At 63.7% G+C, this 24,939-nt stretch carries 24 protein-coding genes; 18 read left to right on the forward strand and 6 right to left on the reverse strand.

Annotated features, from left to right (window positions below; genetic code table 11):
* Positions 1 to 29 precede the first annotated feature (29 nt).
* Positions 30 to 803: a PIG-L family deacetylase gene (locus GJB56_RS01035; RefSeq protein WP_019744397.1), complete on the reverse strand. Its 774-nt coding sequence runs from the start codon at positions 801 to 803 to the stop codon at positions 30 to 32.
* A gap of 111 nt (positions 804 to 914) precedes the next feature.
* Between GJB56_RS01035 and GJB56_RS01040 the strand changes: the two genes are divergently transcribed.
* The 8 genes from GJB56_RS01040 (at position 915) to GJB56_RS01075 (ending at position 9,406) form a co-directional block, all read left to right on the forward strand.
* Positions 915 to 2,141, forward strand: coding sequence for an MFS transporter (locus GJB56_RS01040; RefSeq protein WP_069146217.1), 1,227 nt, complete (start codon positions 915 to 917; stop codon positions 2,139 to 2,141).
* Positions 2,087 to 2,914, forward strand: a complete 828-nt coding sequence (locus tag GJB56_RS01045; protein WP_020906763.1) for an alpha/beta fold hydrolase — start codon at positions 2,087 to 2,089, stop codon at positions 2,912 to 2,914. The genes GJB56_RS01040 and GJB56_RS01045 overlap by 55 nt, the downstream gene beginning before the upstream one ends.
* Before the next feature lie 42 nt (positions 2,915 to 2,956).
* Positions 2,957 to 4,285, forward strand: a complete 1,329-nt coding sequence (mshA, locus tag GJB56_RS01050; RefSeq protein ID WP_113682353.1) for a D-inositol-3-phosphate glycosyltransferase — start codon at positions 2,957 to 2,959, stop codon at positions 4,283 to 4,285.
* Complete coding sequence (locus GJB56_RS01055; RefSeq protein ID WP_113682354.1) at positions 4,282 to 4,779, forward strand: YbjN domain-containing protein; 498 nt, start codon at positions 4,282 to 4,284, stop codon at positions 4,777 to 4,779. The genes mshA and GJB56_RS01055 overlap by 4 nt, the downstream gene beginning before the upstream one ends.
* Positions 4,780 to 4,918: 139 nt before the next feature.
* Positions 4,919 to 6,520 (forward strand): AMP-binding protein, encoded by a 1,602-nt coding sequence (locus tag GJB56_RS01060; protein ID WP_113682355.1) that lies wholly within the window; start codon positions 4,919 to 4,921, stop codon positions 6,518 to 6,520.
* Positions 6,521 to 6,566: 46 nt separating this feature from the next.
* A complete protein-coding gene (locus tag GJB56_RS01065) occupies positions 6,567 to 7,322 on the forward strand; it encodes a phosphoglyceromutase (protein ID WP_003941992.1) in 756 nt (251 codons plus the stop codon).
* Between the two features lie 162 nt (positions 7,323 to 7,484).
* On the forward strand, positions 7,485 to 8,720 hold the full coding sequence (locus GJB56_RS01070) for a sensor histidine kinase (protein ID WP_019744391.1): 1,236 nt from the start codon (positions 7,485 to 7,487) through the stop codon (positions 8,718 to 8,720).
* Positions 8,717 to 9,406 (forward strand): response regulator transcription factor, encoded by a 690-nt coding sequence (locus GJB56_RS01075; protein WP_003942020.1) that lies wholly within the window; start codon positions 8,717 to 8,719, stop codon positions 9,404 to 9,406. The genes GJB56_RS01070 and GJB56_RS01075 overlap by 4 nt, the downstream gene beginning before the upstream one ends.
* 71 nt (positions 9,407 to 9,477) lie before the next feature.
* Here GJB56_RS01075 and GJB56_RS01080 read toward each other — a convergent pair whose 3' ends face one another.
* Positions 9,478 to 10,263: a hypothetical protein gene (locus GJB56_RS01080; protein ID WP_003941928.1), complete on the reverse strand. Its 786-nt coding sequence runs from the start codon at positions 10,261 to 10,263 to the stop codon at positions 9,478 to 9,480.
* A 66-nt stretch (positions 10,264 to 10,329) separates the two neighbouring features.
* Here GJB56_RS01080 and GJB56_RS01085 point away from each other — a divergent pair, with 66 nt between their 5' ends.
* From GJB56_RS01085 to GJB56_RS01095, 3 genes are read left to right on the forward strand one after another with little or no spacing between them, the layout of a single operon-like run.
* Complete coding sequence (locus GJB56_RS01085; protein ID WP_003941975.1) at positions 10,330 to 11,280, forward strand: Ppx/GppA phosphatase family protein; 951 nt, start codon at positions 10,330 to 10,332, stop codon at positions 11,278 to 11,280.
* Positions 11,280 to 12,398, forward strand: coding sequence for a hypothetical protein (locus tag GJB56_RS01090; protein ID WP_113682356.1), 1,119 nt, complete (start codon positions 11,280 to 11,282; stop codon positions 12,396 to 12,398). Before GJB56_RS01085 ends, GJB56_RS01090 begins: the two co-directional genes overlap by 1 nt.
* 7 nt (positions 12,399 to 12,405) lie before the next feature.
* Positions 12,406 to 13,290: a sugar phosphate isomerase/epimerase family protein gene (locus GJB56_RS01095; protein ID WP_019744388.1), complete on the forward strand. Its 885-nt coding sequence runs from the start codon at positions 12,406 to 12,408 to the stop codon at positions 13,288 to 13,290.
* Here GJB56_RS01095 and GJB56_RS01100 read toward each other — a convergent pair.
* From GJB56_RS01100 to GJB56_RS01115, 4 genes are all read right to left on the reverse strand, one after another.
* Positions 13,270 to 14,703, reverse strand: a complete 1,434-nt coding sequence (locus tag GJB56_RS01100; protein ID WP_019744387.1) for an HAD-IB family hydrolase — start codon at positions 14,701 to 14,703, stop codon at positions 13,270 to 13,272. The genes GJB56_RS01095 and GJB56_RS01100 overlap by 21 nt on opposite strands.
* Positions 14,700 to 17,036 (reverse strand): glycerol-3-phosphate 1-O-acyltransferase, encoded by a 2,337-nt coding sequence (locus GJB56_RS01105; RefSeq protein ID WP_113682357.1) that lies wholly within the window; start codon positions 17,034 to 17,036, stop codon positions 14,700 to 14,702. The genes GJB56_RS01100 and GJB56_RS01105 overlap by 4 nt, the downstream gene beginning before the upstream one ends.
* Positions 17,037 to 17,039: 3 nt before the next feature.
* Complete coding sequence (locus GJB56_RS01110) at positions 17,040 to 18,506, reverse strand: wax ester/triacylglycerol synthase domain-containing protein (protein ID WP_113682358.1); 1,467 nt, start codon at positions 18,504 to 18,506, stop codon at positions 17,040 to 17,042.
* A 159-nt stretch (positions 18,507 to 18,665) separates the two neighbouring features.
* Positions 18,666 to 19,289: a TetR/AcrR family transcriptional regulator gene (locus tag GJB56_RS01115; protein ID WP_019744384.1), complete on the reverse strand. Its 624-nt coding sequence runs from the start codon at positions 19,287 to 19,289 to the stop codon at positions 18,666 to 18,668.
* 150 nt (positions 19,290 to 19,439) lie between these two features.
* Here GJB56_RS01115 and GJB56_RS01120 point away from each other — a divergent pair, with 150 nt between their 5' ends.
* The 7 genes from GJB56_RS01120 (at position 19,440) to GJB56_RS01150 (ending at position 24,914) form a co-directional block, all read left to right on the forward strand.
* Positions 19,440 to 20,108, forward strand: a complete 669-nt coding sequence (locus tag GJB56_RS01120) for a MerR family transcriptional regulator (RefSeq protein ID WP_029536759.1) — start codon at positions 19,440 to 19,442, stop codon at positions 20,106 to 20,108.
* Positions 20,105 to 20,950, forward strand: coding sequence for a thioesterase family protein (locus GJB56_RS01125; protein WP_020906772.1), 846 nt, complete (start codon positions 20,105 to 20,107; stop codon positions 20,948 to 20,950). Before GJB56_RS01120 ends, GJB56_RS01125 begins: the two co-directional genes overlap by 4 nt.
* Before the next feature lie 34 nt (positions 20,951 to 20,984).
* Positions 20,985 to 21,800: a pyrroline-5-carboxylate reductase gene (gene proC, locus GJB56_RS01130; RefSeq protein ID WP_019744381.1), complete on the forward strand. Its 816-nt coding sequence runs from the start codon at positions 20,985 to 20,987 to the stop codon at positions 21,798 to 21,800.
* A gap of 126 nt (positions 21,801 to 21,926) precedes the next feature.
* Positions 21,927 to 22,163: a helix-turn-helix domain-containing protein gene (locus GJB56_RS01135; RefSeq protein WP_003941845.1), complete on the forward strand. Its 237-nt coding sequence runs from the start codon at positions 21,927 to 21,929 to the stop codon at positions 22,161 to 22,163.
* 244 nt (positions 22,164 to 22,407) lie between these two features.
* Positions 22,408 to 22,509, forward strand: a complete 102-nt coding sequence (locus tag GJB56_RS01140) for a 30S ribosomal protein bS22 (protein WP_003402602.1) — start codon at positions 22,408 to 22,410, stop codon at positions 22,507 to 22,509.
* 237 nt (positions 22,510 to 22,746) lie between these two features.
* The gene (locus GJB56_RS01145; RefSeq protein WP_113682359.1) at positions 22,747 to 23,880 is read left to right on the forward strand and encodes an NAD-dependent epimerase/dehydratase family protein; all 1,134 of its coding nucleotides are present in this window, start codon (positions 22,747 to 22,749) and stop codon (positions 23,878 to 23,880) included.
* Positions 23,877 to 24,914: a lysophospholipid acyltransferase family protein gene (locus GJB56_RS01150; RefSeq protein ID WP_113682360.1), complete on the forward strand. Its 1,038-nt coding sequence runs from the start codon at positions 23,877 to 23,879 to the stop codon at positions 24,912 to 24,914. Before GJB56_RS01145 ends, GJB56_RS01150 begins: the two co-directional genes overlap by 4 nt.
* The last annotated feature ends 25 nt before the right edge of the window (positions 24,915 to 24,939 follow it).

Here is a 24,939-nt window from a genome sequence, read left to right on the forward strand (position 1 = left end):
GGGACTTCGGTTTATCGAGGGCGGTGACTTCAGAGGGGAAGGGCGGTTTCGGACAGACCTTCCGGCGCGTTGCGGCGACGGAACCACTCGGTGCCGAATGCCGCGGCGAGCTGCTCCGTCGGCATTTCGAGGAACGGGCCGAAATCGCCGACCTGAGTTGCGTGCGCGTACATGGCCGCGCGCTTGGACGAGATCACCGAACTGACATCGACGGCGGTGGTGAGTTGGTCTGCGGGAAGCCCGAACGATTCGATGTCCGGCGGCTGCGCCTCTTCGGTCCACTCGGGGTTTGCCTGCATCAGCATCTTCATGTGATCGCGGTTGGTGGACGCCTCGTAGACGAACGGCGTGCCTGCGAGTTCTGCGGCCCGGACGCCGACGTGGTGGACCTGGATGTGATCCGGGTGCCCGTATCCGCCGTTGGGGTCGTAGATGGTCAGGACATCGGCGTTCTCTTCACGAAGAACCTCGGCAAGACGCTCGGCGGCCTTCTCGACGTCGACGTTGCAGAACGCTTCCGGATTCTCGTTCTCGGGCGTACCCACCATCCCCGAATCCGGGTAATGCAGGGACACGACGCGATTGGCGCCCAACGCGTCGGTGGACGCCTCGAGTTCACGGCTGCGGCGCTGAGCCAACGTCTCGTATTCGTCCAACAGGCCGTCGGGGAATTCACCGAGAGCACCGTCGGTAGCGGTGACGACTACGACGCGGTGACCTGCGTCGGCGGCCATTCTCATCACGCCACCCGTAGTGAAAACTTCGTCATCGGGATGGGCGTGGAAACACACCAGGACACTCATTCGCGCAATCGTAAGGCAAGTTACCGACAGGTCAACCCGAGCGCACAGTGAAAACGATTTGTCGAGTCGGCCTCGGCTCTGTGAACCTTGTTCAGTGCACGAGAAGCTGACATGAGCGAATCCACCAACAAAGGCCTGCTGAGCGCCTACCGCGAGATCTTTGCCGCCCCCGGATCGGTCGCCTTCTCAGCCGCCGGATTTGTCGCAAGGCTGCCGATCGCCATGATCGGCATCGGAATCGTGACGATGATCTCGCAACTTCGTGGTGACTACGCGCTCGCCGGCGCGCTCGCCGCGGTTTTTGCGCTCTCGTCGGCGATCATCGCGCCCGCGGTCTCACGTGCGGTCGACCGCTTCGGCCAGCGTGCGGTCCTGCCGATTGCCGCAGCCGTGAGCGTCACGGCGATCGGGGCGCTCTTGCTCGCAGTGCGGATGGAAGCTCCCGATTGGCTGCTTTTCGTTCTGGTCGTCCCCGGCGGCGCCACCCCGACGATCGGCGCGATGATCCGCGCCAGGTGGGTGGCGATCTATGTCGGAAAACCTCAGCTGCGCACCGCCTTCGCCTTCGAATCCGTGGTGGACGAACTCTGTTTCGTGGCGGGCCCCGTCATTTCGGTCGGCCTGAGTATCGGGCTCTTTCCCGAGGCCGGACCGCTGGCGGGACTGATTCTGCTGGTCACCGGAACCCTGCTGCTGGTCATACAGCGAGGAACCGAACCGAAGGTGCATCCGCGCCGACCCGGCCGCGGACGGTCGGTTCTCGGTAACCACGTGATGTGGATCGTCATCGTGATCATGGTGATGCTCGGAACGATCTTCGGCGTCATCGACGTCGGCGCCATCGCGTTCACCGAGGAACAGAATTCGCCGGGATCCGCGACGCTGGTCCTCGCGCTGTTCGCCGGCGGCTCGGGAATCGCGGGACTGATCTTCGGGTCGATGCACCCGGCGCGATCGCTGCGCGGTCAACTGATGATCGCGTCCTCCGCGGTCGCCGTTCTCAGCGTCCCGCTTCTCCTGGTCGGAAACGTGGCCGCACTCGCGGGTGCGTACGTGCTGGCAGGCGCGACCGTCGCACCGACGCTCATCATCGCGACAGCCCTGGTCGAACAGATCGTCCCCCCGGAAAAGCTCACGGAGGGAATGACCCTGACGGTCACCGGCCTCGGCGTCGGCGTGGCGCTCGGGTCTGCGCTGGCCGGGCAACTGATCGACCGCTACGGCGTCCCGTCGGCGTACATGCTCGCGGTCGGCGCTGCAGTCGCAGCCTCTATCGTGACGGCATGTCTATTCGTGAAGCCGTCAGCGTCGACGGCACGTCCATCGTCTATCGAGTAACCGGAAATTCGGCGGGGACCCCGCTGGTGCTGCTGCACGGCTGGGCTCAGTCGTCGCAGTGCTGGGGCGAGCAGGTCCTCGCGGACCTGGCTGCGGACTACCGCCTGATCGCTGTCGATCTGCGCGGCCACGGTTACTCCGATGCTCCCGAAACCGGATACGACGACTCCGCGAACTGGGCCGGCGACGTCGCGGCTGTTCTCGCGGCAGAAGGCGTTACCGAGAACGCGATACTGCTCGGCTGGTCGTACGGCGGTCTGGTGATCTGCGATTATCTGGCAGCGCACGGAACCGGTGCGGTGGCGGGTGCGGTTCTGGTCGGTGCGATCACCAGCATCGGCCGCGGTGAGAAGGGCGGCAAGGTCGGCTCGGCGATGCGTAGCGCGGTTCCCGGCGCGATGTCCGAAGATCCCCGCGAGGCGATCAGGGCACTCGGCGCTTTCGGCAACGCTCTCACCGGCCCACCCGAGGGCAAGGGTGCAGCGTCGCAGGCCTTGTTCGGGTACAGCCTCTCGACCCGTCCGCGGGTACGAGCAGCATTGTTCAACCGTGCTGTCGGTCACGACGACTTGCTTCGCAACCTGGATATCCCCGTTCTCGTTCTGCACGGAACCGAGGACTCCGTCGTCGACGTGAGTGCAGGTAAGCACGCCGAGGAACTGATTCCCAAGTCCCAGGCGTCGTACTGGGAAGGCTGCAATCACGGCCCGTTCGTGGAGGATCCGACACGATTCGTGTCCGAAGTGCGAACCTTCATCTCGAGCCTCGGTTAGAGTTCGCGCCCGGTGAGGGGGCAGTATGGAGTCGTGACGCCCATGCACATTTCGCGCCCTCGCCGGGTGGCCGTTCTCTCGGTCCACACCTCGCCATTGGCGCAACCCGGCACCGGTGACGCGGGTGGGATGAACGTCTACGTTCTGCAATCCGCGATTCAGCTCGCCAAACGTGGCGTCGAGGTGGAGATATTCACCCGCGCGACGTCCTCGGCCGACGCACCCGTGGTGGACGCCGCTCCCGGAGTGCGGGTTCGGAACATTGCAGCTGGTCCCTTCGAAGGGCTGGACAAGGCGGATCTGCCGACTCAACTGTGTGCCTTCGTCGCGGGCGTTCTACGGGAGGAAGCGCGACACGAGCCCGGGTACTACAGCCTGATCCACTCGCACTACTGGTTGTCCGGGCAGGTCGGCTGGCTGGCTCGCGACCGTTGGGGCGTCCCCCTCGTACACACTGCCCACACCCTCGCGGCGGTGAAGAATCTTTCGCTTGCCGAGGGAGACACCCCGGAGCCGGCAGCACGTCAGATCGGTGAACAGCAAGTAGTCGCCGAGTCCGATCGCCTGGTCGCCAACACCACCGACGAAGCCAAGGCGCTGCACGAGTTGTACGGCGCAGACCCCACGCGTATCGACGTCGTGGCTCCCGGCGCCGATCTCACCCGCTATCGACCGGGCGAGCGCGATTCAGCCCGCGCGTCGTTGGGGTTGGACCCGGGCGAGATCGTCGTGACTTTCGTCGGCCGCATCCAACCGCTCAAAGCGCCGGACGTTCTGCTGCGTGCTGCCGCCGAAGTGATCAGCCGCAGCCCCGGGTTGCCGCTGCGCATCCTCGTCGTCGGTGGACCGTCCGGAACCGGCCTCGCGCGGCCGGACGTGCTGATCGAACTTGCACGATCACTCGGCATCACCGCGCAGGTGACGTTCTTGCCACCGCAGGCACCGGAGCGTCTCGCCGATGTCTACCGTGCCTCGGATCTGGTTGCGGTGCCGAGCTATTCGGAGTCCTTCGGGTTGGTCGCCATCGAAGCTCAAGCCTGCGGAACTCCCGTGATCGCCGCCGACGTCGGCGGACTGGGAGTAGCCGTACGCAACGGGGAGACAGGCCTGCTGGTTCAAGGACACCGCACCGAAGACTGGGCCGGCGCCCTCGAATCTTTGGTGACAGCGCCGACGCGCTTGGCCGAACTCGCCGCGCAGGCACCGCGTCACGCCGAGAATTTCTCGTGGGAACACACCGCGGACGGTTTGCTCGAGAGCTATCGCAAAGCCGCAGTCAACTACAACAACGGAACCGGTCCAAGCGACTTCTCGCCCCGCCGTGCGCGGGGTCTGTGGCGTCTGCGCCGGACCGGGGGAGTGCGTACATGAGCAGCATTTCGGACACCATCGAGCAGGCCCTCACCGAGCGCGATCTCGAATTCACCAGAAAAGACGACGCGCATTTCATCGTCGAACTTCCCGGTGAACACAAACTCAAGACGTCGACTCTGCTCACCGTCGGCAATCACGGTGTGCGGGTCGAGGCCTTCGTGTGCCGCAAGGTGGACGAGAACTTCGAAGGCGTCTACAAGTTCCTGCTCAAGCGCAACCGCCGTCTGTACGGGGTGGCGTACACACTCGACAAGGTCGGGGACATCTACCTGGTCGGCAAGATCGCGGAGCATGCCGTGACCGGCGATGAACTCGACCGAGTGCTCGGTCAGGTTCTCGAAGCCGCCGACGGCGATTTCAACGTCATCCTCGAACTCGGCTTCTCCTCGTCCATCAAGCGTGAGTGGGCGTGGCGGGTGTCGCGAGGCGAGTCGCTGGCGAATCTCGAACCGTTCAAGCACCTCATCGAGGAGGAGCCCGCGCAGAGCTGATCGAGCAGGGTGAGACACATCGTGGATGTGTCACGTAAAGTGACCTTTACTTGTGACTGTCGTCACGGAATAATACTGTTCCCGTGAGTCACAGTAAGTTGGTCACACCACCCCGCCGCGCAACTTTTCGAGGAGCACAGTGAGCTTCAAGAGTCCGTTCCCCGACGTTGAAATCCCCAACCTCAGCGTCTACGACTTCCTGTTCGGAAATACCGACCCCGCAGACCTCGACAAGACGGCATTCGTCGAGGGCAGTTCGGGCGCAGTCACCACATACGCTTCGCTGATCGCACAGATCAACGGCGTTGCAGGCGCTCTCGCAGCGCGCGGACTCGCCGTCGGCGACGTGGTCGGGCTGCATTCGCCCAACGTCCCGGCCTTCGGTTCCGTCTTCCACGGCATCCTTCGTGCCGGTGGCGTCGCGACCACGATCAACGCGCTCTACACCGCCGAGGACATCGCCAAGCAGCTCACCGATTCCAAGGCCAAGTTCCTCTTCACCGTCTCGCCGCTCCTGCCTCAGGCAAAGGCAGCTGCTGACCTGGTCGGTATCCCGGCTGAGAACGTCTTCGTGCTCGACGGTGCCGAAGGCCATCTGTCGCTGCGAGATCTGCTCGGCGAGGGCGCAGCGGCGCCCGAGGTCTCCTTCGATCCGGCTACCCAGCTCGCGGTGCTGCCGTACTCGTCTGGCACCACCGGCCGACCCAAGGGGGTCATGCTCACCCATCGGAACCTCGTGGCCAACGTCTGCCAGATCATTCCGCGGATGGGCATCGAGACCGACGACAAGATTCTCGCGGTCCTGCCGTTCTTCCACATCTACGGCATGACTGTCCTGCTCAACGCTGCGCTCTACCGCCGCGCGAGCCTCATCACGATGCCGAAGTTCGATCTCGTCGAGTTCCTGCGGATCGTCGCCGAGCAGAAGTCGACGTACATCTTCGTCGCACCGCCCGTTGCCGTCGCGCTGGCAAAGCACCCGCTCGTCGATCAGTACGACCTCTCGAGCGTGCACACCATCTTCTCCGGTGCGGCCCCGCTCGACGCGGCGCTCGGCAAGGCCGTCGCCGACCGGTTGAACTGCCATGTCCGCCAGGGCTACGGCATGTCCGAGATGAGCCCGGTCTCGCACGCGATCCCGTTCGATCGTGACGACATCGCCCTCGACACGTGCGGTCCGACCATCGCCAATATGGAATGCAAGCTCGTCGACCCCGGAACGGGCGAAGAGGTCGCGTACCCGACCCTCGGCTCGGACGGCGTCAGCGAGCCCGGCGAACTGTGGTGCAAGGGCCCGAACATCATGCTCGGCTACCTCGGCAACGACCAGGCCACCAAGGACACCCTCGACGACGACGGTTACCTGCACACCGGTGACATCGCGACCGTCGACGGCGACGGCGTCGTCAAGATCGTCGACCGCCTCAAGGAACTGATCAAGTACAAGGGCTACCAGGTTCCCCCGGCGGAACTCGAGGCTTTGCTGCTGACCCACCCGCAGATCGCCGACGCCGCAGTGATCGGCGTGCTCGACGCCGAGGGCGAAGAGGTCCCGAAGGCATTCGTCGTGCTCCAGGGCGGCGCCGAGTTGACCGAAGCCGATGTGATCTCGTTCGTCGCCGAGCGAGTCTCGCCGCACAAGAAGGTTCGCCAGGTTTCGTTCATCAGCACCGTGCCGAAATCCGCGGCCGGAAAGATCCTCCGCAAGGATCTGCGAACTGCGGAAGTAGCCCCGAGCTGATTTCCGGACAGGGTTGATCAAGAAGGGTTCCGGTACTCGTGCCAGGATGAACGCCATGAGTATCGGAACCCTGGTCCTGCTCCGCCACGGCGAGAGCGAATGGAATGCACTCAATCTGTTCACCGGCTGGGTGGACGTACACCTGACAGACAAGGGCATGGCCGAGGGCAAGCGCGCCGGCGAACTGCTCGCCGAGCACAACCTGTTGCCCGACGTTCTCTACACGTCTCTGCTGCGCCGCGCGATCAGCACGGCCAACCTCGCACTCGACGCCGCCGATCGCCACTGGATCCCGGTAGTGCGCGACTGGCGTCTCAACGAGCGCCACTACGGCGCTCTGCAGGGTAAGAACAAGGCGCAGACCAAGGAAGAGTACGGAAACGAGCAGTTCATGCTCTGGCGTCGTAGCTACGACACCCCGCCGCCCGCCATCGAAGCCGGCAGCGAGTACAGCCAGGACACCGATCCCCGGTACGCGAACCTCGACGAGGTTCCCTTGACCGAGTGCCTGCTCGACGTCGTCAAGCGTCTGATCCCGTACTGGGAGGACACCATCTCCCAGGAGCTGCTCGCCGGCCGGAACGTGCTGGTCACCGCGCACGGCAACTCGCTGCGTGCATTGGTCAAGCACCTCGACGGCATCTCGGACGAGGACATCGCGGGCCTGAACATCCCGACCGGAATCCCGCTGCGCTACGACCTCGACGAGAACCTGAAGCCGCTCAATCCCGGCGGCACCTACCTGGATCCGGAGGCCGCAGCTGCCGGCGCCGCCGCGGTGGCGAATCAGGGCGGAAAGTAGCAACCCGATGATGTGCGTCGAGGCCCCCCGAACAGTGTTTTCGGGGGGCCTCGGCCAACAACAGATGAACGACGAACCAACGCCGTCCACCTGGCGGATTACGCGGGCGGGAACGTCCGAACCCGCCGTAACCGACACTTCGCGCGAACGTACGATTGCGCCGTGAGTGTCGTGATTGCAGTGCTGCTGGTCGTGGTCGCCGGCTTGGTCGGCTACCTCGTCGGCGGGGTGCTGGTACCCAGGCTGTCGTCGCGCCAGAGTCAGCGCTCGGACGAACAGACCGGGCTCACGATGTCTCAGGTTCTCGACCTCATCGTGTTGGCTTCGGAAAGTGGTATCGCCGTCGTCGACGGTTTCCACGACGTCGTGCTCTTCAACCCTCGCGCCGAGGAACTCGGCCTCGTCAAGAATCGTCTGGTCGACGAGCGAGCTTGGCGGGCTGCTCAGGAAGTTCTGCGGACGGGCCAAGCCGTCGAGGTCGATCTGACGGCGCAGACCGCTCAGCGCGGCCGCGACAAGATCGCGGTACGTGGCACGGCCCGGTTGCTCAGCAAGGACGATCGCAATTTCGTGGTCCTGTTCGCCGATGACGATTCCGAGCAGGTCCGCATGGAGGCGACGCGACGCGATTTCGTCGCGAACGTCAGCCACGAACTGAAGACGCCGGTCGGTGCGATGAGTTTGCTCGCGGAGGCACTGCTCGAATCTGCTGACGACCCGGAATCGGTGCGGCACTTCGGCGAACGGGTGCTGGGCGAGTCGATTCGTCTGGGCAAGATGGTCACCGAGTTGATCGCACTCTCGCGTCTGCAAGGTGCCGAGAAGCTGCCGGATCTCGACGTGGTCGACGTCGACACCGTGGTGTCCGAGGCGCTGTCGAGGTCGAATCTGTCGGCCGAGGCCGCCGGGATCACCGTCACCACAGACCATCCGAGTGGGCTGGAAGTGCTCGGGGATCAGACTCTCCTCGTCACAGCATTGTCCAACCTCATCGAGAACGCTATTGCATACTCGCCCAAGGGTTCTCCGGTGTCCGTCAGTCGGTCGGTACGCGGTGACAATGTCGCGATCGCAGTCACCGACCGAGGAGAAGGCATCGCGAAAGCGGACCAGGAGCGAGTGTTCGAGAGATTCTTCCGCGTGGACAAGGCGCGGTCACGGCAGACCGGCGGAACCGGTCTGGGGCTGGCGATCGTCAAACACGTCGCGGCCAATCACAACGGCTCCATCGAACTGTGGAGCAAACCGGGAACAGGGTCTACCTTCACGTTGCAGATACCGGCACACGTGGAGTCGGACGACGACATCGACTCTGACGACGCGGGAACCGCCGGTTCCACGCGGATCGGCAGACGAGAACAAGGCAGTAGAGAAAACGGCATGGAGGCCAAACGATGACGAGTGTGCTGATCGTGGAGGACGAGGAGTCCTTGGCGGACCCGCTGGCGTTCCTGCTCCGCAAGGAGGGCTTCGAGACCACCATCGTCAACGACGGACCGTCGGCGTTGGCGGAATTCGATCGCTCCGGAGCGGACATCGTCCTGCTCGACCTCATGCTGCCCGGTATGAGTGGCACCGACGTCTGCAAGGCGCTGCGGTCGCGCTCCGGCGTTCCCGTCATCATGGTGACGGCGCGTGACAGTGAGATCGACAAGGTCGTCGGCCTCGAACTCGGCGCGGACGACTATGTGACCAAACCGTATTCGGCGCGCGAGCTGATCGCCCGCATCCGTGCGGTGCTGCGTCGCGGGGTGGAGAACGAGGCGGATCTCGCCTCCGACAACGGGGTGCTCGAGGCCGGACCGGTACGGATGGACGTCGAGCGTCACGTCGTGCAGGTCGCCGGTAACCCGGTGACGTTGCCGCTCAAGGAGTTCGACCTCCTCGAGTACCTGCTCCGCAACTCCGGTCGGGTGCTGACCCGTGGACAGTTGATCGACCGCGTCTGGGGCGCCGACTACGTCGGTGACACCAAAACCCTTGACGTACACGTGAAGCGGTTGCGTTCGAAGATCGAATCGGATCCGGCCAAGCCCGAACACCTGGTCACGGTCCGAGGATTGGGCTACAAGCTCGAAGCGTGATCGAACCTCGAGACGAATTCAGCCGCCCACACGATCGTGTGAGCGGCTGAATTCTTTTTGTTTACGTGGAGTCAGCCCTGAGCTTTGTTCTGAGCGATCGTGGTCGCCGGATGGACTGCTATGAGGCCGAGGCCGGCGCGACGCCTGCAGAGGCGAGCCAGCTCGTCGTACGCACGCTTTCCGAGAAGCTCTGTCAGTTCCGGCCCGTAGGACTGCCAGACCTGCCGCTCCCCGACATGAGCGTCGGGGGAGCCGGAGCAGTACCAGGCGAGGTCGTCGCCGCCCTCACCCCAGCCGCGGCGGTCGTACTCGGTGATCGTGGTCTTGAGGATCTGAACGCCGTCCGGCCGGTCGACCCAGTCCTGGGTGCGGCGGATGGGTAGCTGCCAGCACACGTCCGGCTTCACCTCGAGCGGCTCGATGCCCTTCTTGAGCGCCATGGAATGCAGTGCGCAGCCCTCGCCGCCGGCAAAACCCGGCCGGTTGAGGAAGATGCATGCACCTTTGTAGCGGCGGGTGCGCAGCGCGGGCTCGTCCTCGAGGTCGTCTTCTTCGACGTAGCCCTTCTTGCCGAGACCCTTTTCCATGAACTGCCAGTCTTCGGCTGTGAGCATTTTCACTGACGCATCGAGCTTGTCCTGATCCTCCTGATCGGAGAGGAAAGCGCCGTGCGAGCAGCAGCCGTCGTCCGGGCGGTCGCCGATGATGCCCTGACACGCCGGCGTGCCGAACACGCAGGTCCAATGCGAGAGCAACCACGTCATATCAGCGGAAATGAGGTGCTCGGAGTTGTCCGGATCGACAAATTCGACCCATTCGCGCGGGAAATCGAGATCGACCTCGGGGCTCGGAGTCATCTTGTGGGACCGGTCTGGGTTACCTGCTGTCACAAGGGCCGACGGTAGACCCAGTAACGTGGCGATGTGCGACTAGGGGTACTCGACGTCGGAAGCAATACCGTCCATCTATTGGTTGTGGACGCCCATCGGGGCGGCCACCCAACACCCATGAGCTCGACCAAGTCCACGTTGAGGCTGGCAGAAAACACTGACGACCGCGGCGATATCACCACGTCAGGGGCCGATCGCTTGGTGTCGACGGTCTCCGAATTCGCCGGTATCGCCAAGACGTCCGGGTGCGAGGAAATGATGGCTTTTGCCACTTCCGCCGTCCGTGACGCCAACAATTCCGAAGCTGTGCTCGCCCGCGTCCGCGCCGAGACCGGAGTAAATCTCGAGGTTCTCTCCGGGGTCGACGAAGCCCGCCTGACCTTTCTGGCCGTGCGCCGCTGGTACGGCTGGAGCGCCGGACGCATCCTGAACCTGGACATCGGCGGCGGCTCGCTCGAACTCACCGCAGGCGGTGACGAGGATCCGGACGTCGCCTTCTCACTGCAACTCGGTGCGGGACGGTTGACGCGCGACTGGCTACAGGCCGATCCGCCGGGCAAGCGCCGGGTCGCTGTATTGCGCGACTGGCTGGACGCGGAGTTGGTCGGACCAGCCAAGGAGCTGCGCGCCGCCGGCGACTGGGACCGCACGGTCGGGACCTCGAAGACCTTCCGATCGTTGGCTCGGCTCACCGGCGCGGCCCCTTCTGCCGCAGGCCCCCGGGCAAAACGGACCCTGACTTCCAGCGGACTCAGGCAACTCATAGCCTTCATATCCAGGATGACGGCAGCGGACCGTGCAGAATTGGAAGGAGTGAGCTCGGATCGGTCACAGCAGATTGTGGCCGGCGCGCTCATCGCAGAGGCAACCATGCGGGCGCTCGGAGTGGACGAACTGGAAATTTGTCCCTGGGCACTGCGTGAGGGTCTGATTCTGCGAAAGCTCGACACAGAAATGGGCGGTGAATTGGTGGTGAGTGCTTGATGACCGAGGACAGTCAGCAGATTTCCGTAGCGGAACTGCTCAAGCGGAACGGTCAGAGCGTCGAATCCCGAGGTGGACGACGCCGGCGCGGCGTAGCCGGTGGCATCTCCGTCGCCGAACTGACGGGTGAGATCCCGATCGTTCGCCAGTCGGGGTCGCGGGCGGCCGCCGAGCCAGAGTCGGACGAACCAGCAGCCCAGCCTGAAGCAGCTGCGCCAGAAAACGCTGCACCTTCTGCGCCGGCCGAGGCTGTCGCGGAAACCGCCAAGTCAGCCGAACCGGCACCGAAGGTTCCCGCCGACCGCACCGCCGCCTTCGCCGTCTCGTTCGACGACGACGATGACGATGACGAGCCGCAGGCACCCAAGGCCGAATCGAAGCCGGTTGCCACACCGCCGGTCACCACTCCGAAGCCGACTTCCACGCCATCGCCGGGACAGACCTCGAAGTCCTCGCCCGGACAGTGGGTGAGCCGGGCACCGCTCAACTCCTCGTCACCGACGCAGGTAACGCAGGAACCAGCACTGCTGTCGGGTCAGACCCTGGCGGGCGACCTGATGCGTCAGGAGCGCGCTGCAACGCAGTCGCTGTCGTTGCGTCCGCCGATCCTGCCGCCGCGTGTCCCCACTCCTGTCGTGAAGGCACCTGCACCGACTGCTCCTGCTCCGGCCGCGCCGGAAGAGAGCACCGAACTGATCGACAAGATCGCAGACGCGGATGCCGGCGAGGCCGAATCGACCGCCGTTGTCGATCTGGTCAAGGCGCCGGCTGTCGATGACAGTGCAAAAAAGTCCAGTGCCGCCGCGGAGTCCGATGTCGAAGCCGAACCGGCAGCGGAAGAGGCAGGCGAGCGTAACTCGATCCGTGAATGGGCAGTGCTTGCCGGTCAGGTGGTTGTTGCACTGATCGTCGGCGGCGCGATGTTCAAGGGCTTCGAGAAGCTGTGGGACATGCTGCCGTGGGTGGCGTTGGTGCTCGCGCTGATCGTGATCGTCGGCTTGGTGGCCGTCGTGCGGGTTCTGCGCAAGACGGACGACATCACGAGTTTCGTGATCGCGGTGGTCGTCGGCATGATCGTGACGCTCGGTCCACTGGCGTTCTTGTTGACCTCGGGTTGATCGGACGATGATCGGGGGATCGCAGCGCATGGTTCGTCGGCCGATAGCCGTCGGCTTGTCGACGGCTTCGGTATATCCGGAGAACACGGAAGCAGCATTTCGCTACGCCGCTGATCTCGGATACGACGGTGTCGAACTGATGGTGTGGGCCGAATCCGTGAGTCAGGACATCGGTGCTGTGGCTGCCCTCGTTCGCAAGTATGCGATTCCGGTGCAGGCCGTGCATGCGCCGTGTCTGCTGATTTCGCAGCGCGTGTGGGGTTCCGATCCGGTCGAGAAGCTCGAGCGTTCGGTACGCACTGCCGAAACCTTGGGAGCGACGACGGTGGTCGTCCACCCGCCGTTCCGGTGGCAGCGCAAGTACGCCGAAGGCTTCGCGGAACAGGTTGTCGATCTCGAATCGAAGAGCAGCGTCGTGGTGGCGGTGGAGAACATGTTCCCCATGCGCGCCGACAGCTTCTTCGGCGGCAAGGACAAGTCCGCGGAGCGTCTGCGTAAACGTGGTGGTCCGGGGGCAGCGTTGTCCGCGTTCAGTCCGTCGTACGACCCGACCGATTCCGATCACGCTCACTACACACTCGACCTGTCGCACACCGCGACGGCGGGCATGGATGCCTTGGAGTTGGCCTCCCGTATGGGCAAGGGGCTCGAGCACCTGCACCTGGCCGACGGTCGCGGGGCGTCGATGGACGAGCACCTGATTCCGGGGCATGGCTCACAGCCGTGCGCGGAGTTGTGTCAGCAATTGGCTGCGAGCGAATTCAGCGGCCAGGCTGTCATCGAGATCAACACGCAGAACGCGCGCACCCGGCGGGAGCGGTCGTCGATGCTGGCGCAGGCGCTCGCGTTTGCACGCGAGCACCTGGCACGCTCAGCGGTGGCCGGCAAGTAGCGCAGCTTCGAACTGCGCGCGTACCTTCTCGACGTGTGCGTCGAGGTCTTTGGTCTCCCAGCCTTCGGTCGAGATGGGATCGAGCACCGAGACGTAGACCGGGCCTGGATGGGCGACAAGCGAATTGCGCCACATCCGTTCACCCGCGTTGTGAATCACCACGGGCACGATCGGCACACCGGCTTGGATCGCCAAGTGGAATCCGCCCTTCTTGAAAGGGCCCAGGCGTGGCGTCGGAGAACGGGTGCCCTCCGGAGCTATGACTATCGAGACACCATTCTTGAGCTTGTCGACTGCCGGTTGCAGTGCAGCCTTCGCTTTTGTGGTGTCGGTGCGGTCGATGTACGCGACGTCGAGCAGTGCGCCGACGGGCATGAACCGCGGATCGCTTGCCGCTTCCTTCTTCGCGACCCCGGTCACGTCACGCTTGATCACAGTTCCCAGGACCAACATGTCCAGGGAACTCTGATGGTTGAACATGAACACCGCCGGGCGGTGGTCCCACACGTTGTGCTCGCCGTCGATCTCGACGTCGATGCCGAGCAGTGAGAGCGAGATGTCGGGGCCGTAGGTGCCGACCAGGTTCGCACCCAGTTGACGGTTGCCGGTGACGATGCCCGCCGACGCGCCGAGGGCGGCGGTGGCAGCAAGCGCACCCATGGCGGTTGCCGTTCGGATCGTCGAGATCGGTGTTGCGCCGCGTTGCGGTTTACGCAGGCTGACCGAAGGCCAGTGATTGCGCAACGCGATCCTGGCCAGACCACGATCGGGATTCAACGCGACAGGTCGCCCGACGGCCTCGAGCATGAAGACGTCTTCGACACCGTTGGAGTACGCAAACGCGTTCTTCAAGTCGGCGCCCATCTTCTCGGCATAGCCCGCAAGGGCATTGGCCTTGGCCGGCCCCCACAGAGCGGGCGAGGACAGTTCGCCGGTGAGCATGCCGTCGACGACTTCGGGTTCGGTGCACAGCACGTCTTCGATGTCGAGATCTTCGGCGACGTACTTGGCCTGGAACGGAGTCGCCGACGTGGCCATCACGATCGTGTGGCCGGCTCGCCGGTGCGCCGCCAGTAGCCCACGGGCTTCCGGGTAGATCATCGCGGCGATCTCCTGCTTGAACAACCGTCGGCCCCAGTCGTTGAGTTCCTCGACGGTACGGCCGCCCAGGGCGCGAACGCCGATGTCCATCAGCGCTCCGACATCAGCGCCACGGAACTGGGTGTCGATCGCGGCGCCGGTGGTGCGCAACAATTCGCCGACGCTGATATCCAAGCGTCGCAGGCGGTCTCGGTACACAACGCTGGCTGAGTACCCGCTGATCAACGTGCCGTCGAGGTCGAAGGCGGCGATCGTTCCGGGCCCGGGAGGCGCGGCTTCGATGGCGGAGTGCAGACGCTCGAGTCCGGTCACAGTCCTACTTCCTCGTTCTCGGCGGACGCTCGGTTTGCTTCTGGAATGGTCACTACTGCTGCGGCGTCGGGCACGGGCATGGCCACCTGATCGAGCCGTGCATGCGCGAGTGCTCGGATATGGCGCAGACGTTCGACCTGGACCTTGATCTCCGCGGCAAACGCCAGGCGCCTGGCCCGGACTCCGTCGTCGTCGACTTCGATCAAGTTACGGTTGCGCGCCAAATTCAGTGCAGTGGCAAACAACTCACCGGAGACCGATTCGTTGCTGGCGATCTGCTGCCGCAGGCGACGCTGATGTGCGACGTCGATGCAGTTGCTGATGAAGGACTTTTCGTCGAACGACGTCGAAATCGGCGCGAGCACAAGCTGATCGGCGACAACCTGGTACGCCTCGAGGAACGGTTGCAGCACTCGGTGCGCGAGGTACGGCCGCACGGTCTCGATCATGTGCTCGGTTCGTTTGTCGGCGGCCATGACGGTTTCCCACTCGGGATCGATCAGGGTCAGCTCGGTTCGCATCTCCTGCTCGAACGTGTCCCGGTCGCTGAAGAAGAACTCGAACTTCATCAGGTCGCGGATGCGCTTGGCCTCGGCCCAACCGTCTCCGACGGGATCCTCGAACCGCTCTTCGACGGCTGCCTGGAGCACGAGTTCGGTGATGGCGCGCACGACGAGAAAGTGAATTGTGTTGTTGCGGTAGAAGGCAGCAACAAGATGCTGGTCCTTGCCGAGGTAGAAGACCTGCTCGCCGCCGCGATCGAAGCGCTCGAGCACACCGGAATCGACGTGTGTCTGCAACGCCTTCTCGATGACACGCGGATCGGACAGTTCGACGTCGCCGGCGATCGGAAGATTACGCGCGGTGATGTATCCGAACAGCGGCGTGAGAATCGCGGTGAGTTCACGAACTGTCAACGCCCGGTCTTCGATTCCGAGGAACGCCAACATCGCCAGTGAAGACACGGTCACCGGTGTGACCTCGTTGATGCGGTGACACACCTCGATGCCGGCCTTTTGAATGGCGAGGCGCTGATCGGTTTCCTGGCTGAGTGCATCCGCGAGTGAGAGCGGCCGTCCGATGGTCACGTGCGCGACGCCGTTGCGTTTTCCCTGTGCGCGTACGTAACCCACCATCCAGCGCAGGCCTTCCGGTGTCTTCTCGGCGCCGAGTGCCTCGGCAGCCATTGCCCCGACCTCGTAGAGCTGGTCGTAGCTCAGCGCAACCGGGACGAGGTACACGTCGGATGCGCCGCTGACCTGAAAGGCCTTGGTCAGGTAGGTCAGGAGACCGAAGCGCGGCGGGCGTAGTTTCCCGGTACGTCCGCGTCCACCTTCGATGTACCACTCCAGATTGAAGCGTTTGGTGAGCAGGTAGCGCATGTACTCGTGCATCGACCACTTGTAGACCTCGTCGTTGCCGATGCTTCGACGAATGAAGACGGTGCCGCTGCGCTTGAGGATCGAGCCCATGGGCCAGAAGCTGATGTTGAGGCCGCCCATGACGTGATTGAGCGGCAAGCCGTTCGCGATCAACGCCGGACGCAGGACGAGGGGATCGAGGTATGAACGGTGACTGGGGAGGAAGACCAGTGAGTGTTCCTTGTTCAGCTCACGGAGTTCCTCGAAGCGGCTCGTGTCCACGTCCAGCTTGTAGGCGCGAGCGAAGTAGCGGCCCAGGCGATCCCACACCGCGATGGCCTGGCGACTCTGGGTGGCAACCATTTCTTCGAGAGCTTCACGGGCGCGGCGGTCGACTTCGGCGACGGCGATGTTCAACCGGTCGGCCAAAGCCATCACCTCGGTGGTGAACCGGCGGGTGTCGGTGATCTCGTCGACGACGAACCGCGACACCTTGTACTGGCCACCCAGAAGGCCCAATTCGGCGCGCTCGAGTGCGAGGGCGGCCTGCCGTCGGATGAACTCGGGTAGTGAACCGCCACCGCTCTTTTCGAGGCGACGCTCGAGATCGCTCAGTGGTGCTGGCTCACCTTCGATGACCTGGCACCGTGAAGGGTCGGTGCGCAGGGTTCTGCGTTGCGCACCGCGTCCGGGGTGGAGGGGATCGCGTGGTGCCAGCGCATCACGCAGTCGCACCGCGACATTGTGTTTGGTGTGGGTGTCCGGAATCCACACCACGCGAAGCGGTGCGAGCATCGGGTCGTCGGTCCGTGCCGCCAGTTCTGCCAGGGTCTTGTCGGTGATGTTCACGGTGACCGGCCGAGTTTCGGATGAGGTTGCCTTGTCGGCAAGCCACTTTCGCAGCACGCCGGCTTCGGCCTCTGTCATGGTTTCGGTGAGGTACACGCGCGGGTTGGTCGTGTTCTCGCTCATGACTCACGCACCTTCCGTTGTGACTCCGAGAGCCACGATCTCGTCCAGGCTCTCCTGCAAGCACTGCATCAGCAGCGCGGGCTTCGTGATCGCGGCGGTGTCGAGATTGATTCCGATGCAGCACACCCCGACGTGGGAGACCAGTGTCGCCATCGCCGCGCAACCGGGCGCCGGGCCGAATGGGAACATCCGCTCGATCTTCGCTCCGGCGAGATAGACCGGTACCGGTACGCCGGCGACGTTGCTAGCCTGCAGGTCCAGTCCTGTCGACTGGGACAGATACCAGTTCGCGAGTAGATAATTCGGCAGGCGAGCGAGGATCGGGGCGGCGACGTCGAGAGCGTCCAACGCGGGTTCCTCACGCAGACCCAGTACGATTTCTCGCACCTGCCTGATGCGTTTGGCCGGATCTGTTTCGGCGACCGGGCCGTTGAAGCGAACGGCTGCAAACCGGTTGCCGCCGTTGGCATCCGCGCCGGTGCGCATGCTGATCGGCATACCCATCGGGATGCTCTCGACAGCTTGTCCGAAGGCTTCGTGGTAGCGATGGAAGCCGCCGAGCAAAGCGGCGACGTAAGCGTCGTTGAGTGAGCCGCCGGCAGCTTTTGCTCCGGCCTTGAGCTCGGGAACACCCACTTCGAGAGTTCCGAACCACCGTCCGAGACCACGATCGTGGAGCAGAGGGGAACCGGAACGAGCTGGGGGAGTGACGATCTTGCGGAGTGAATTGGCGTACCCGAGGACCTCGGAAGCCGTGCTGAACGGACTCGAGATCGCCGTGGTCGCAACATTGGTGGCGCCGCGAACCAGCTTGGCGATACGGGATGGCGCACGCCGGATCTCGCTGACGACCTCCTCGCCGAATGCACCTACCGACGACAGGTGCTCCGGAGCCGGCGGTGTGCGGTCGGGCTTGTTCGGAGTGGGATCCGGGCGCCTGCTGTGCAGCAGCGTCATCATCTGGATGCCGCCCATGCCGTCGGTGATGGAGTGGTGAGTCTTGACCACGAACACGGCACGACCGTCGTCGAGACCCTCGATGAGCAGCGCGCTCCACGGCGGCCGAGCCTTGTCGAAAGGTTCGGTCGCAAGGTGACGACACATGCGCAGTGCGTGATCGAAGTCCGCCGGTGCAGGCAAGCGGACGCGTCGTAGGTGGTAGCCGATGTCGAACTCGGGATCAACCGACCACACCGGATTGCCCAGTTGCATCGCCGGTTCCACCGCGCGCATACGAATACGCGGAACCACGTGTGATGCCCACTCGACTGCGTCGAGAAGTCGATCCCAGTCCGGAGCTCGATCGAGAACCTCTACCGCAACGATCGGTGAGCGCAGTTGCGGCTGCGCCTCTTCCATCCGCCACATGCCCGTCTCGAAGTCGGACATCGTGCGGTTCGCCCCCCAGGCAACCGCGGAAAGGTCGACGTCGACCGCGCTCGGAGGAACAAATGGATTGCTGTTGGCCATACGTCAAGAACTCCCTCGGTCTGCGGATCCACCCCGCGCATCTCTGCTTCTAAGTGTGGACCCGTGACAGTGGGCGCGTCCCGGTTTCGGTGTCAGCCGACAGGTGTGACGTTCGTCAGTTAAGGGCTAATCGGACATGCCTGGAAATTCGACCAGCGTTCACGAAGTGACGCCGACGGCTTTCAGAGCTATCTCGCGGTAGAGAACACTGACTTCGCGCGGAGTCTGCGGTCCGTCGAGTCGATACCAGAGGACGACGGACTGACACATGCCCAGCAGTGCGCGGCCCGTTCCGGTGATGTCCGGGACCGTGAACTCACCGCTGTCGACGCCTGCCGTCAAAACGTCGACGAGTAGATTCTCGAGCTTCTTTCGTTTGGCGGCGTAGCTCTTTCGTTCGGCGTCCTCGAGGTACCGCAGTTCGGAATCGAGGAACGCGATGTCGGAGCGACTGGTCATGTGCAGAACACACGCCTCGACGAGATTGCCGAACTGTGCCGTCGGCGACGGTCCGGCAGCGTCGACCGCAGCGCTCGCGCGTGCGGTGACGTTCTCGATGCCCGGTTCCATCAGCGCGACGAGGATGCCTTGTTTGTTGCCGTGGTGGTAGTACAGCGTCGGCACGGTGACACCGGCACGTTTTGCGATGTCACGAACCGACGCTCCGTGGTAACCGAGTTCGTGGAACACCTCGAGTGCGGCGGTGAGCAGGGGAGTCAGCGTCAGTGGTTCGACGATGCGCCACTGTTCGTCGGGTTGAGCCCCCGACTGCAAATCCGTCATTCCGCCTGTTCGCTCCGTTCGGAAATTTCTGGTGGTGTGCGCAGAGAAGGTTCAACCCTAGCGCAAGGCGTGTCCTGCCTACCGATGCTCGGCCACCATTGGATAGCATCACTATCCAGTGGTGGCCCGAGCGAGTTGGACGGAGGAGCGGTGAAGGTTTCCGAATTGGCCGCACAGTCCGGCGTTGCGTTGGCCACGATCAAGTACTACCTCCGTGAAGGTCTGCTGATGCCTGGTGAACCGACCAGCGCGACGGGAGCGAGGTACGGCGAACAGCACGTCCGGCGACTTGCGTTGATCAGGGCGCTGGCCGGGGCGGGACTCGCGATTCCACGGATTCGTGCGGTGCTCGAATTGGTGGACAGTGACGAGCGATCCGAATTCGAGACCTTCGGTCGCGCGATCGCGCAACTACCGCCCTACGTCGATCCGGTGCCGGATCAACAGTTCCCCAGAGCTCGCAAGGTTCTGGAGTTTCTCGGTCAGGTCTACGAGCCGAGGTACGTGGCGGTTGCTCACCTCGAGCGTGCACTGATCGGTCTCGAGGATGCCGGACTGAGCCTCTCGGACGAGCGATTGCGCGCCTACGGCGACCACATCCGAGGAATTGCCGAAGTGGAAATCGAGCTGATGCCCACCAGTACGACGAAGGAGGGCGTTCGCCATGCCGCTTCGACCGAGGACGGCATTCGCTATGCAGTCCTCGGAACCGCCATGTACGAACCCGTCCTGACAGCATTGCGACGCCTGGCGCACCAAGACCTTGCCGCACGACATTTCCCGCAACACCGAGAAAGCACCGAACAGGAAAATCGATGAGCACCAGCCCCTTTCAAGATCTCAATCGCCTCACCTCGCTCGGCGACGGGCGATACACCGCAACGATCGATCCGATCTGGACCATCGGGCCGAAAGTGCACGGCGGCTCCATGATGGCTGTGTGCGCCGCTGCCGCGCGTCAATGTCTGCGAGACGGCGCAGGTGAGAACGACTCGCTTCTGAAGATGCAGCCACTCGCGGTGAGCGCCAACTATCTGTCCGCCCCCGACCCCGGTGAAGTCGAACTGGAGGTGATCGTCCGAAAGCAGGGACGCCAGGTCGCGTTGTTCGACGTCGAGTTGAGCCAGGCGGGACGCAGCGCTGTTCGCGCGGCGGTCACGCTCGGATTCCCCGATGACGGCGACCCCACCTTCGTCACTGCCTCGTCGATCGACGACATGTCACCGGAACCGCCGGAGAGTGCGGTGGCCGTCATCGGCGATCACCCGATGGCGCAGGTCGTGCACGTCGGGCAGGGCTGCGACATGCGAATCGACACCACCTCGGCGCACTTCCTGACCGGCAGCCAAGGCGAGGCCGAGGTCAGGATGTGGGTTCGTCCTCGACCCGAGGACGAGAACGACATCGACACCGCTGTGCTGTTCGCGATCATGGCGGGCGACATCAGCGCGCCCGTGACGATGAACCGCGGCCTGTTCGGGTGGGCGCCGACCGTGCAGTTGACGACGTACCTGCGCCGACTGCCGACGCCGGGATGGCTTCGCGTGCGGGCAAGCTCGGATGTTCTGGGCAGCACGTGGTTCGAAGAGGATCATGCTGTTCTCGATTCGACGGGCGCAGTCGTCGTACAGAGCCGTCAATTGGCGATGATGCCCCGCTAGGGTCGATCGCTGCGGTCGTGGCAGGCTGTTCGCCATGACAAGAATTGCGATTATCGGTGGCGGCAAGATCGGCGAGGCGCTGATCTCCGGGCTGTTGCAGGCCGGCCACGCCATCAAGGATCTGGTTGTCGCCGAGCAGTATCAACCTCGCGCAGACGAATTGATCGCCGAATACTCCATCCGCGTCAGCACGATCGCCGACGCCGCCGAGGGCGCCGACGTCATCGTCATCGCGGTCAAGCCCGGCGACGTCGAATCAGCGCTCACCGCGTTGACGAAGGTCGATCTGGATGGCGACCTCGAGCAATTGATCGTTTCCCTTGCGGCGGGTATCCCGACCGGGTTCTTCGAAACGCGTCTGCCCGCAGGGTTCCCGGTCATCCGCGTCATGCCGAACACCCCCATGTTGGTCGGGGAGGGCGTGAGCGTCCTCTCGCCCGGACGGCACGTCAAGGCCGAGCATCTCGAGCTCGTACGCGGCATCCTCGGCAGCGTCGGCAAGGTGGTCACGGTTCCCGAATCGCAGATCGACGCGGTCACTGCTGTCTCCGGTTCCGGCCCGGCCTACTTCTTCTTGGTTGCCGAAGCGATGATCGATGCGGGAGTCGGTCTCGGCCTGACGCGCCCGGTCGCTACCGAATTAGTGGTGCAGACGATGGTCGGCTCCGCAGCGATGCTCGATCGCACCGGCGACAGCGCGACGGATCTTCGCGCCGCGGTGACGTCACCGGGTGGAACGACGGCTGCGGCACTGCGTCAGCTCGAAGCGGGCGGCCTGCGGACGGCGTTCTTCGATGCCTTGGATGCCGCCAAGTCGCGCTCGGCCGCGATGGGTTCAGCTGCGGAATAGTCGTCCGTTTAGCCACACCCGTCGCTTTAACCCCACCAGTACAGCTAAGCTCGACTTAGTACGTACGTGTCTGTTCCGCCGGAGGGGAAGCCGGCGGCGCGAGTCGTGCTGGAGGTATGTGGATTAATGGTGTCTGCAAACAAGCCGTCCATGGGTTCGTCCCACGACGGAAAGCCGGCAGTGGCCGGCACGCAATTCCTCACTGTTGCTGAGGTAGCAACTTTGATGAGGGTGTCGAAAATGACTGTGTACCGGTTGGTACACAGTGGCGAATTGCCCGCTGTACGAGTGGGCCGTTCGTTCCGTGTACACGCGAAGGCGGTACACGATTACCTCGAAACCTCGTACTTCGATGCCGGCTGACCAGCCGGTTCGAAGAGGATGACCTCGGCGTGAGCCGAGTCGCGGGCACAGCGGTTGCTGTGCCGGAGGCTCGGTTTATGCCGAGTGAGACCACACCGGTACGATGAGTCACTGTCGTACCAGCAAGCTGGTGTCGTAAGGCGCTGAGCTAGTTAAAACGAGGGCCAGGCGCCAATTGCTTGGCGCAGGCGTACGTGACCGGCGTGCGCAGGAACGCTAGAGAAGAACGTGAGGGACACCCGCTATGGGTTCAGTGATCAAGAAGCGTCGCAAGCGCATGTCGAAGAAGAAGCACCGCAAGCTGCTTCGTCGTACCCGAGTACAGCGCAGGAAACTCGGTAAATAAGCAGTACCTGTTGATGCCCGCCGCCCCTTCCGGGGTGGCGGGCATCGATGTATTTCAGGGGAGGGGCGACGTATCTCAGGGGAGAGATGTGTCGGCCGTCTCATTGTCTGGGCGGTTTGTCTTGAATGGCCGAATTTTGGGTAGTCAGCGCGGGACCCCCTCTGCCCGTAAAGTGGGGGAAAATCGCGGGAGGAACGCTTCGGCAGAGCGCGTTTCTACTGGATATGGGGGTACTTGGTGGTTGAAGGTGACAACACTTCAGGGGGCACGACGCCTCGCGTCGTACTGGTGACCGGGGCGAGCAGATTTCTCGGCGGCTACCTGGTGACCAGGCTTGCGCAGAATCCGTCGATAGAGCGTGTCATCGCCGTCGACGCCGTCAGTCCGAGCAAGGACATGATGCGCAGAATGGGCCGCGCGGAATTCGTGCGAGCAGACATCCGCAATCCGCTGATCGGCAAAGTGATCCGAAACGCCGAGGTCGACACCGTCGTGCACGCGTCGACGCTTCAGAAAGCCCCCAAAGCCGGCAGCCGCGCCGCGATGAAGGACATGAACGTCATCGGCGCCATGCAACTGTTCGCGGTCTGCCAGAAAGCTCCGACGGTTCGCAAGGTGATCCTGCGCTCGGCTTCGGTCGTCTACGGGTGCAGTGCCAAGGATCCCGCTCAGTTCACCGAAGAAATGAGTGCGCGCCGCCGGCCGCCGGGCGGATATGCCCGCGACAGCCTCGAGATCGAGGGATACCTCCGCGGGATGGGGCGTCGGCGCCCGGACATCTCGGTCGGGATTCTGCGGTTGGCGCCGTTGATCGGACCTCAGCTGACTGCAACCGTCGGGCACTACGTCACCGCCCCACTCGTGCCCACCATCGTCGGGCGCAACGCGCGCCTGCAATTGCTCCACGTCGAGGATGCCCTCGCGGCGCTGGAGAAGGCGACTATCGGCCACGCCTCGGGTACGTACAACATCGCCGGCGACGGAGTGGTCATGATGTCGCAGGCGATCCGCCGGGCAGGCAGGGTGGAAGTTCCCATGCCGCTCGCTCTGTTCCGTAGTGTCGGGAGCGCGTTGGTGGGGTCGTCCATGAGGCTCTACACCGACGAGCAACTCGAGTACTTCCGGTTCGGCTGCGGACTCGACACCACTCGCATGCGCAGCGAGTTGGGGTTCGAGCCGCGATGGACCACCATGCAAGCACTCGACGATTTCATGCGTGCGATGCAGACGCGCCGGATCATCAAGTCCGAGTGGATCGATCGGGCAGAGAATGCGTTGACCACCATCCTCGGCGGTGACGCTGCCGAGGCGAGCGTAAGTGCAGACGTGATGCACATGCCGTTGTCGGGACGAAGTGCGGTGAAGGGGTGACTGACGTGGCGAAGGTAATTCCCCTGCGGCCCAGCGCAACTCACACCGGAAAGTCGGAAGCTTCTCGTTCGCGTGAGTCCGTCACCGGCGCGGAGCGTGACGTCCGTGAACAAAGTCAGCGTCGGCATCCGTCCGGAGTGCCGTCGGCGGCCGACCATGGTGGTGAGAGCACGTTCGTCGATGCGGCCAGGTCGGCGATCGTCGACCAGATCGCCTCGGCAGCAGAATTTTTCCGACGTCGGGTGTCCGGCGACTACGAGGTCGACGAGTTCGGATTCGACCCGCATTTTGCGGACAACGTCGTCATGCCAATGCTGCGGCCGTTGTTCGAGAAATGGTTCCGCGTCGAGGTCAGCGGGATCGAGAACATTCCCCTCACCGGGGGAGCGTTGGTGGTTGCCAATCACGCCGGTGTCATCCCACTCGACGGGCTGATGACGTCGGTTGCCGTGCACGATCATCATCCGGCGCATCGTCCACTGCGAATGTTGGCTGCGGACATGGCTTTCGAAATGCCGGTGGTGGGCGGACTGGCGCGCAAAGCCGGCCATACGTTGGCGTGCAACCCCGACGCCGAGCGTCTGCTCAACGAAGGTGAAGTCGCGGCCGTGTTCCCGGAAGGATTCAAGGGCATCGGGAAACCGTTCAGTGAGCGGTACAAGTTGCAGCGGTTCGGGCGCGGTGGCTTCGTGTCGGCCGCAATGCGAACCGGTGTTCCGATCATCCCGTGCTCGATCGTGGGCTCGGAGGAGATCTATCCGAAGATCGGTGATCTCACCACACTCGCACGCGTTCTCGGTTTGCCGTATTTCCCGGTCACACCTTTGTTTCCGCACCTCGGGCCACTCGGCCTGGTTCCATTGCCGTCGAAGTGGTACATCGAGTTCGGAAAACCGATCGTCACCGACACCTTCGAGAGCGGTGCAGCCGACGATCCGATGGTCCTGTTCGAGGTCACGGACCACGTCCGAGAAACGATTCAGCAGACGCTTTATCGGTTGTTGGCCAAGCGGCGCAACGTCTTTCTCGGCTGAGTTCGGTCCGGATCGCTTCTCGATC

This window comes from Rhodococcus sp. AQ5-07 (assembly GCF_009707305.1).
GTDB classification, from domain to species: Bacteria; Actinomycetota; Actinomycetes; order Mycobacteriales; family Mycobacteriaceae; genus Rhodococcus_F; species Rhodococcus_F erythropolis.

Bases quoted from the DNA above. Each gene is read 5' to 3' on its own strand.
- GJB56_RS01035 (WP_019744397.1), bottom strand. From the start codon at position 803: ATGAGTGTCCTGGTGTGTTTCCACGCCCATCCCGATGACGAAGTTTTC.
- GJB56_RS01040 (WP_069146217.1), top strand. From the start codon at position 915: ATGAGCGAATCCACCAACAAAGGCCTGCTGAGCGCCTACCGCGAGATC.
- GJB56_RS01045 (WP_020906763.1), top strand. From the start codon at position 2,087: ATGTCTATTCGTGAAGCCGTCAGCGTCGACGGCACGTCCATCGTCTAT.
- mshA (WP_113682353.1), top strand. From the start codon at position 2,957: ATGCACATTTCGCGCCCTCGCCGGGTGGCCGTTCTCTCGGTCCACACC.
- GJB56_RS01055 (WP_113682354.1), top strand. From the start codon at position 4,282: ATGAGCAGCATTTCGGACACCATCGAGCAGGCCCTCACCGAGCGCGAT.
- GJB56_RS01065 (WP_003941992.1), top strand. From the start codon at position 6,567: ATGAACGCCATGAGTATCGGAACCCTGGTCCTGCTCCGCCACGGCGAG.
- GJB56_RS01075 (WP_003942020.1), top strand. From the start codon at position 8,717: ATGACGAGTGTGCTGATCGTGGAGGACGAGGAGTCCTTGGCGGACCCG.
- GJB56_RS01080 (WP_003941928.1), bottom strand. From the start codon at position 10,263: ATGACTCCGAGCCCCGAGGTCGATCTCGATTTCCCGCGCGAATGGGTC.
- GJB56_RS01090 (WP_113682356.1), top strand. From the start codon at position 11,280: ATGACCGAGGACAGTCAGCAGATTTCCGTAGCGGAACTGCTCAAGCGG.
- GJB56_RS01095 (WP_019744388.1), top strand. From the start codon at position 12,406: ATGATCGGGGGATCGCAGCGCATGGTTCGTCGGCCGATAGCCGTCGGC.
- GJB56_RS01105 (WP_113682357.1), bottom strand. From the start codon at position 17,036: ATGAGCGAGAACACGACCAACCCGCGCGTGTACCTCACCGAAACCATG.
- GJB56_RS01110 (WP_113682358.1), bottom strand. From the start codon at position 18,506: ATGGCCAACAGCAATCCATTTGTTCCTCCGAGCGCGGTCGACGTCGAC.
- GJB56_RS01115 (WP_019744384.1), bottom strand. From the start codon at position 19,289: ATGACGGATTTGCAGTCGGGGGCTCAACCCGACGAACAGTGGCGCATC.
- GJB56_RS01125 (WP_020906772.1), top strand. From the start codon at position 20,105: ATGAGCACCAGCCCCTTTCAAGATCTCAATCGCCTCACCTCGCTCGGC.
- proC (WP_019744381.1), top strand. From the start codon at position 20,985: ATGACAAGAATTGCGATTATCGGTGGCGGCAAGATCGGCGAGGCGCTG.
- GJB56_RS01135 (WP_003941845.1), top strand. From the start codon at position 21,927: ATGGTGTCTGCAAACAAGCCGTCCATGGGTTCGTCCCACGACGGAAAG.
- GJB56_RS01140 (WP_003402602.1), top strand. From the start codon at position 22,408: ATGGGTTCAGTGATCAAGAAGCGTCGCAAGCGCATGTCGAAGAAGAAG.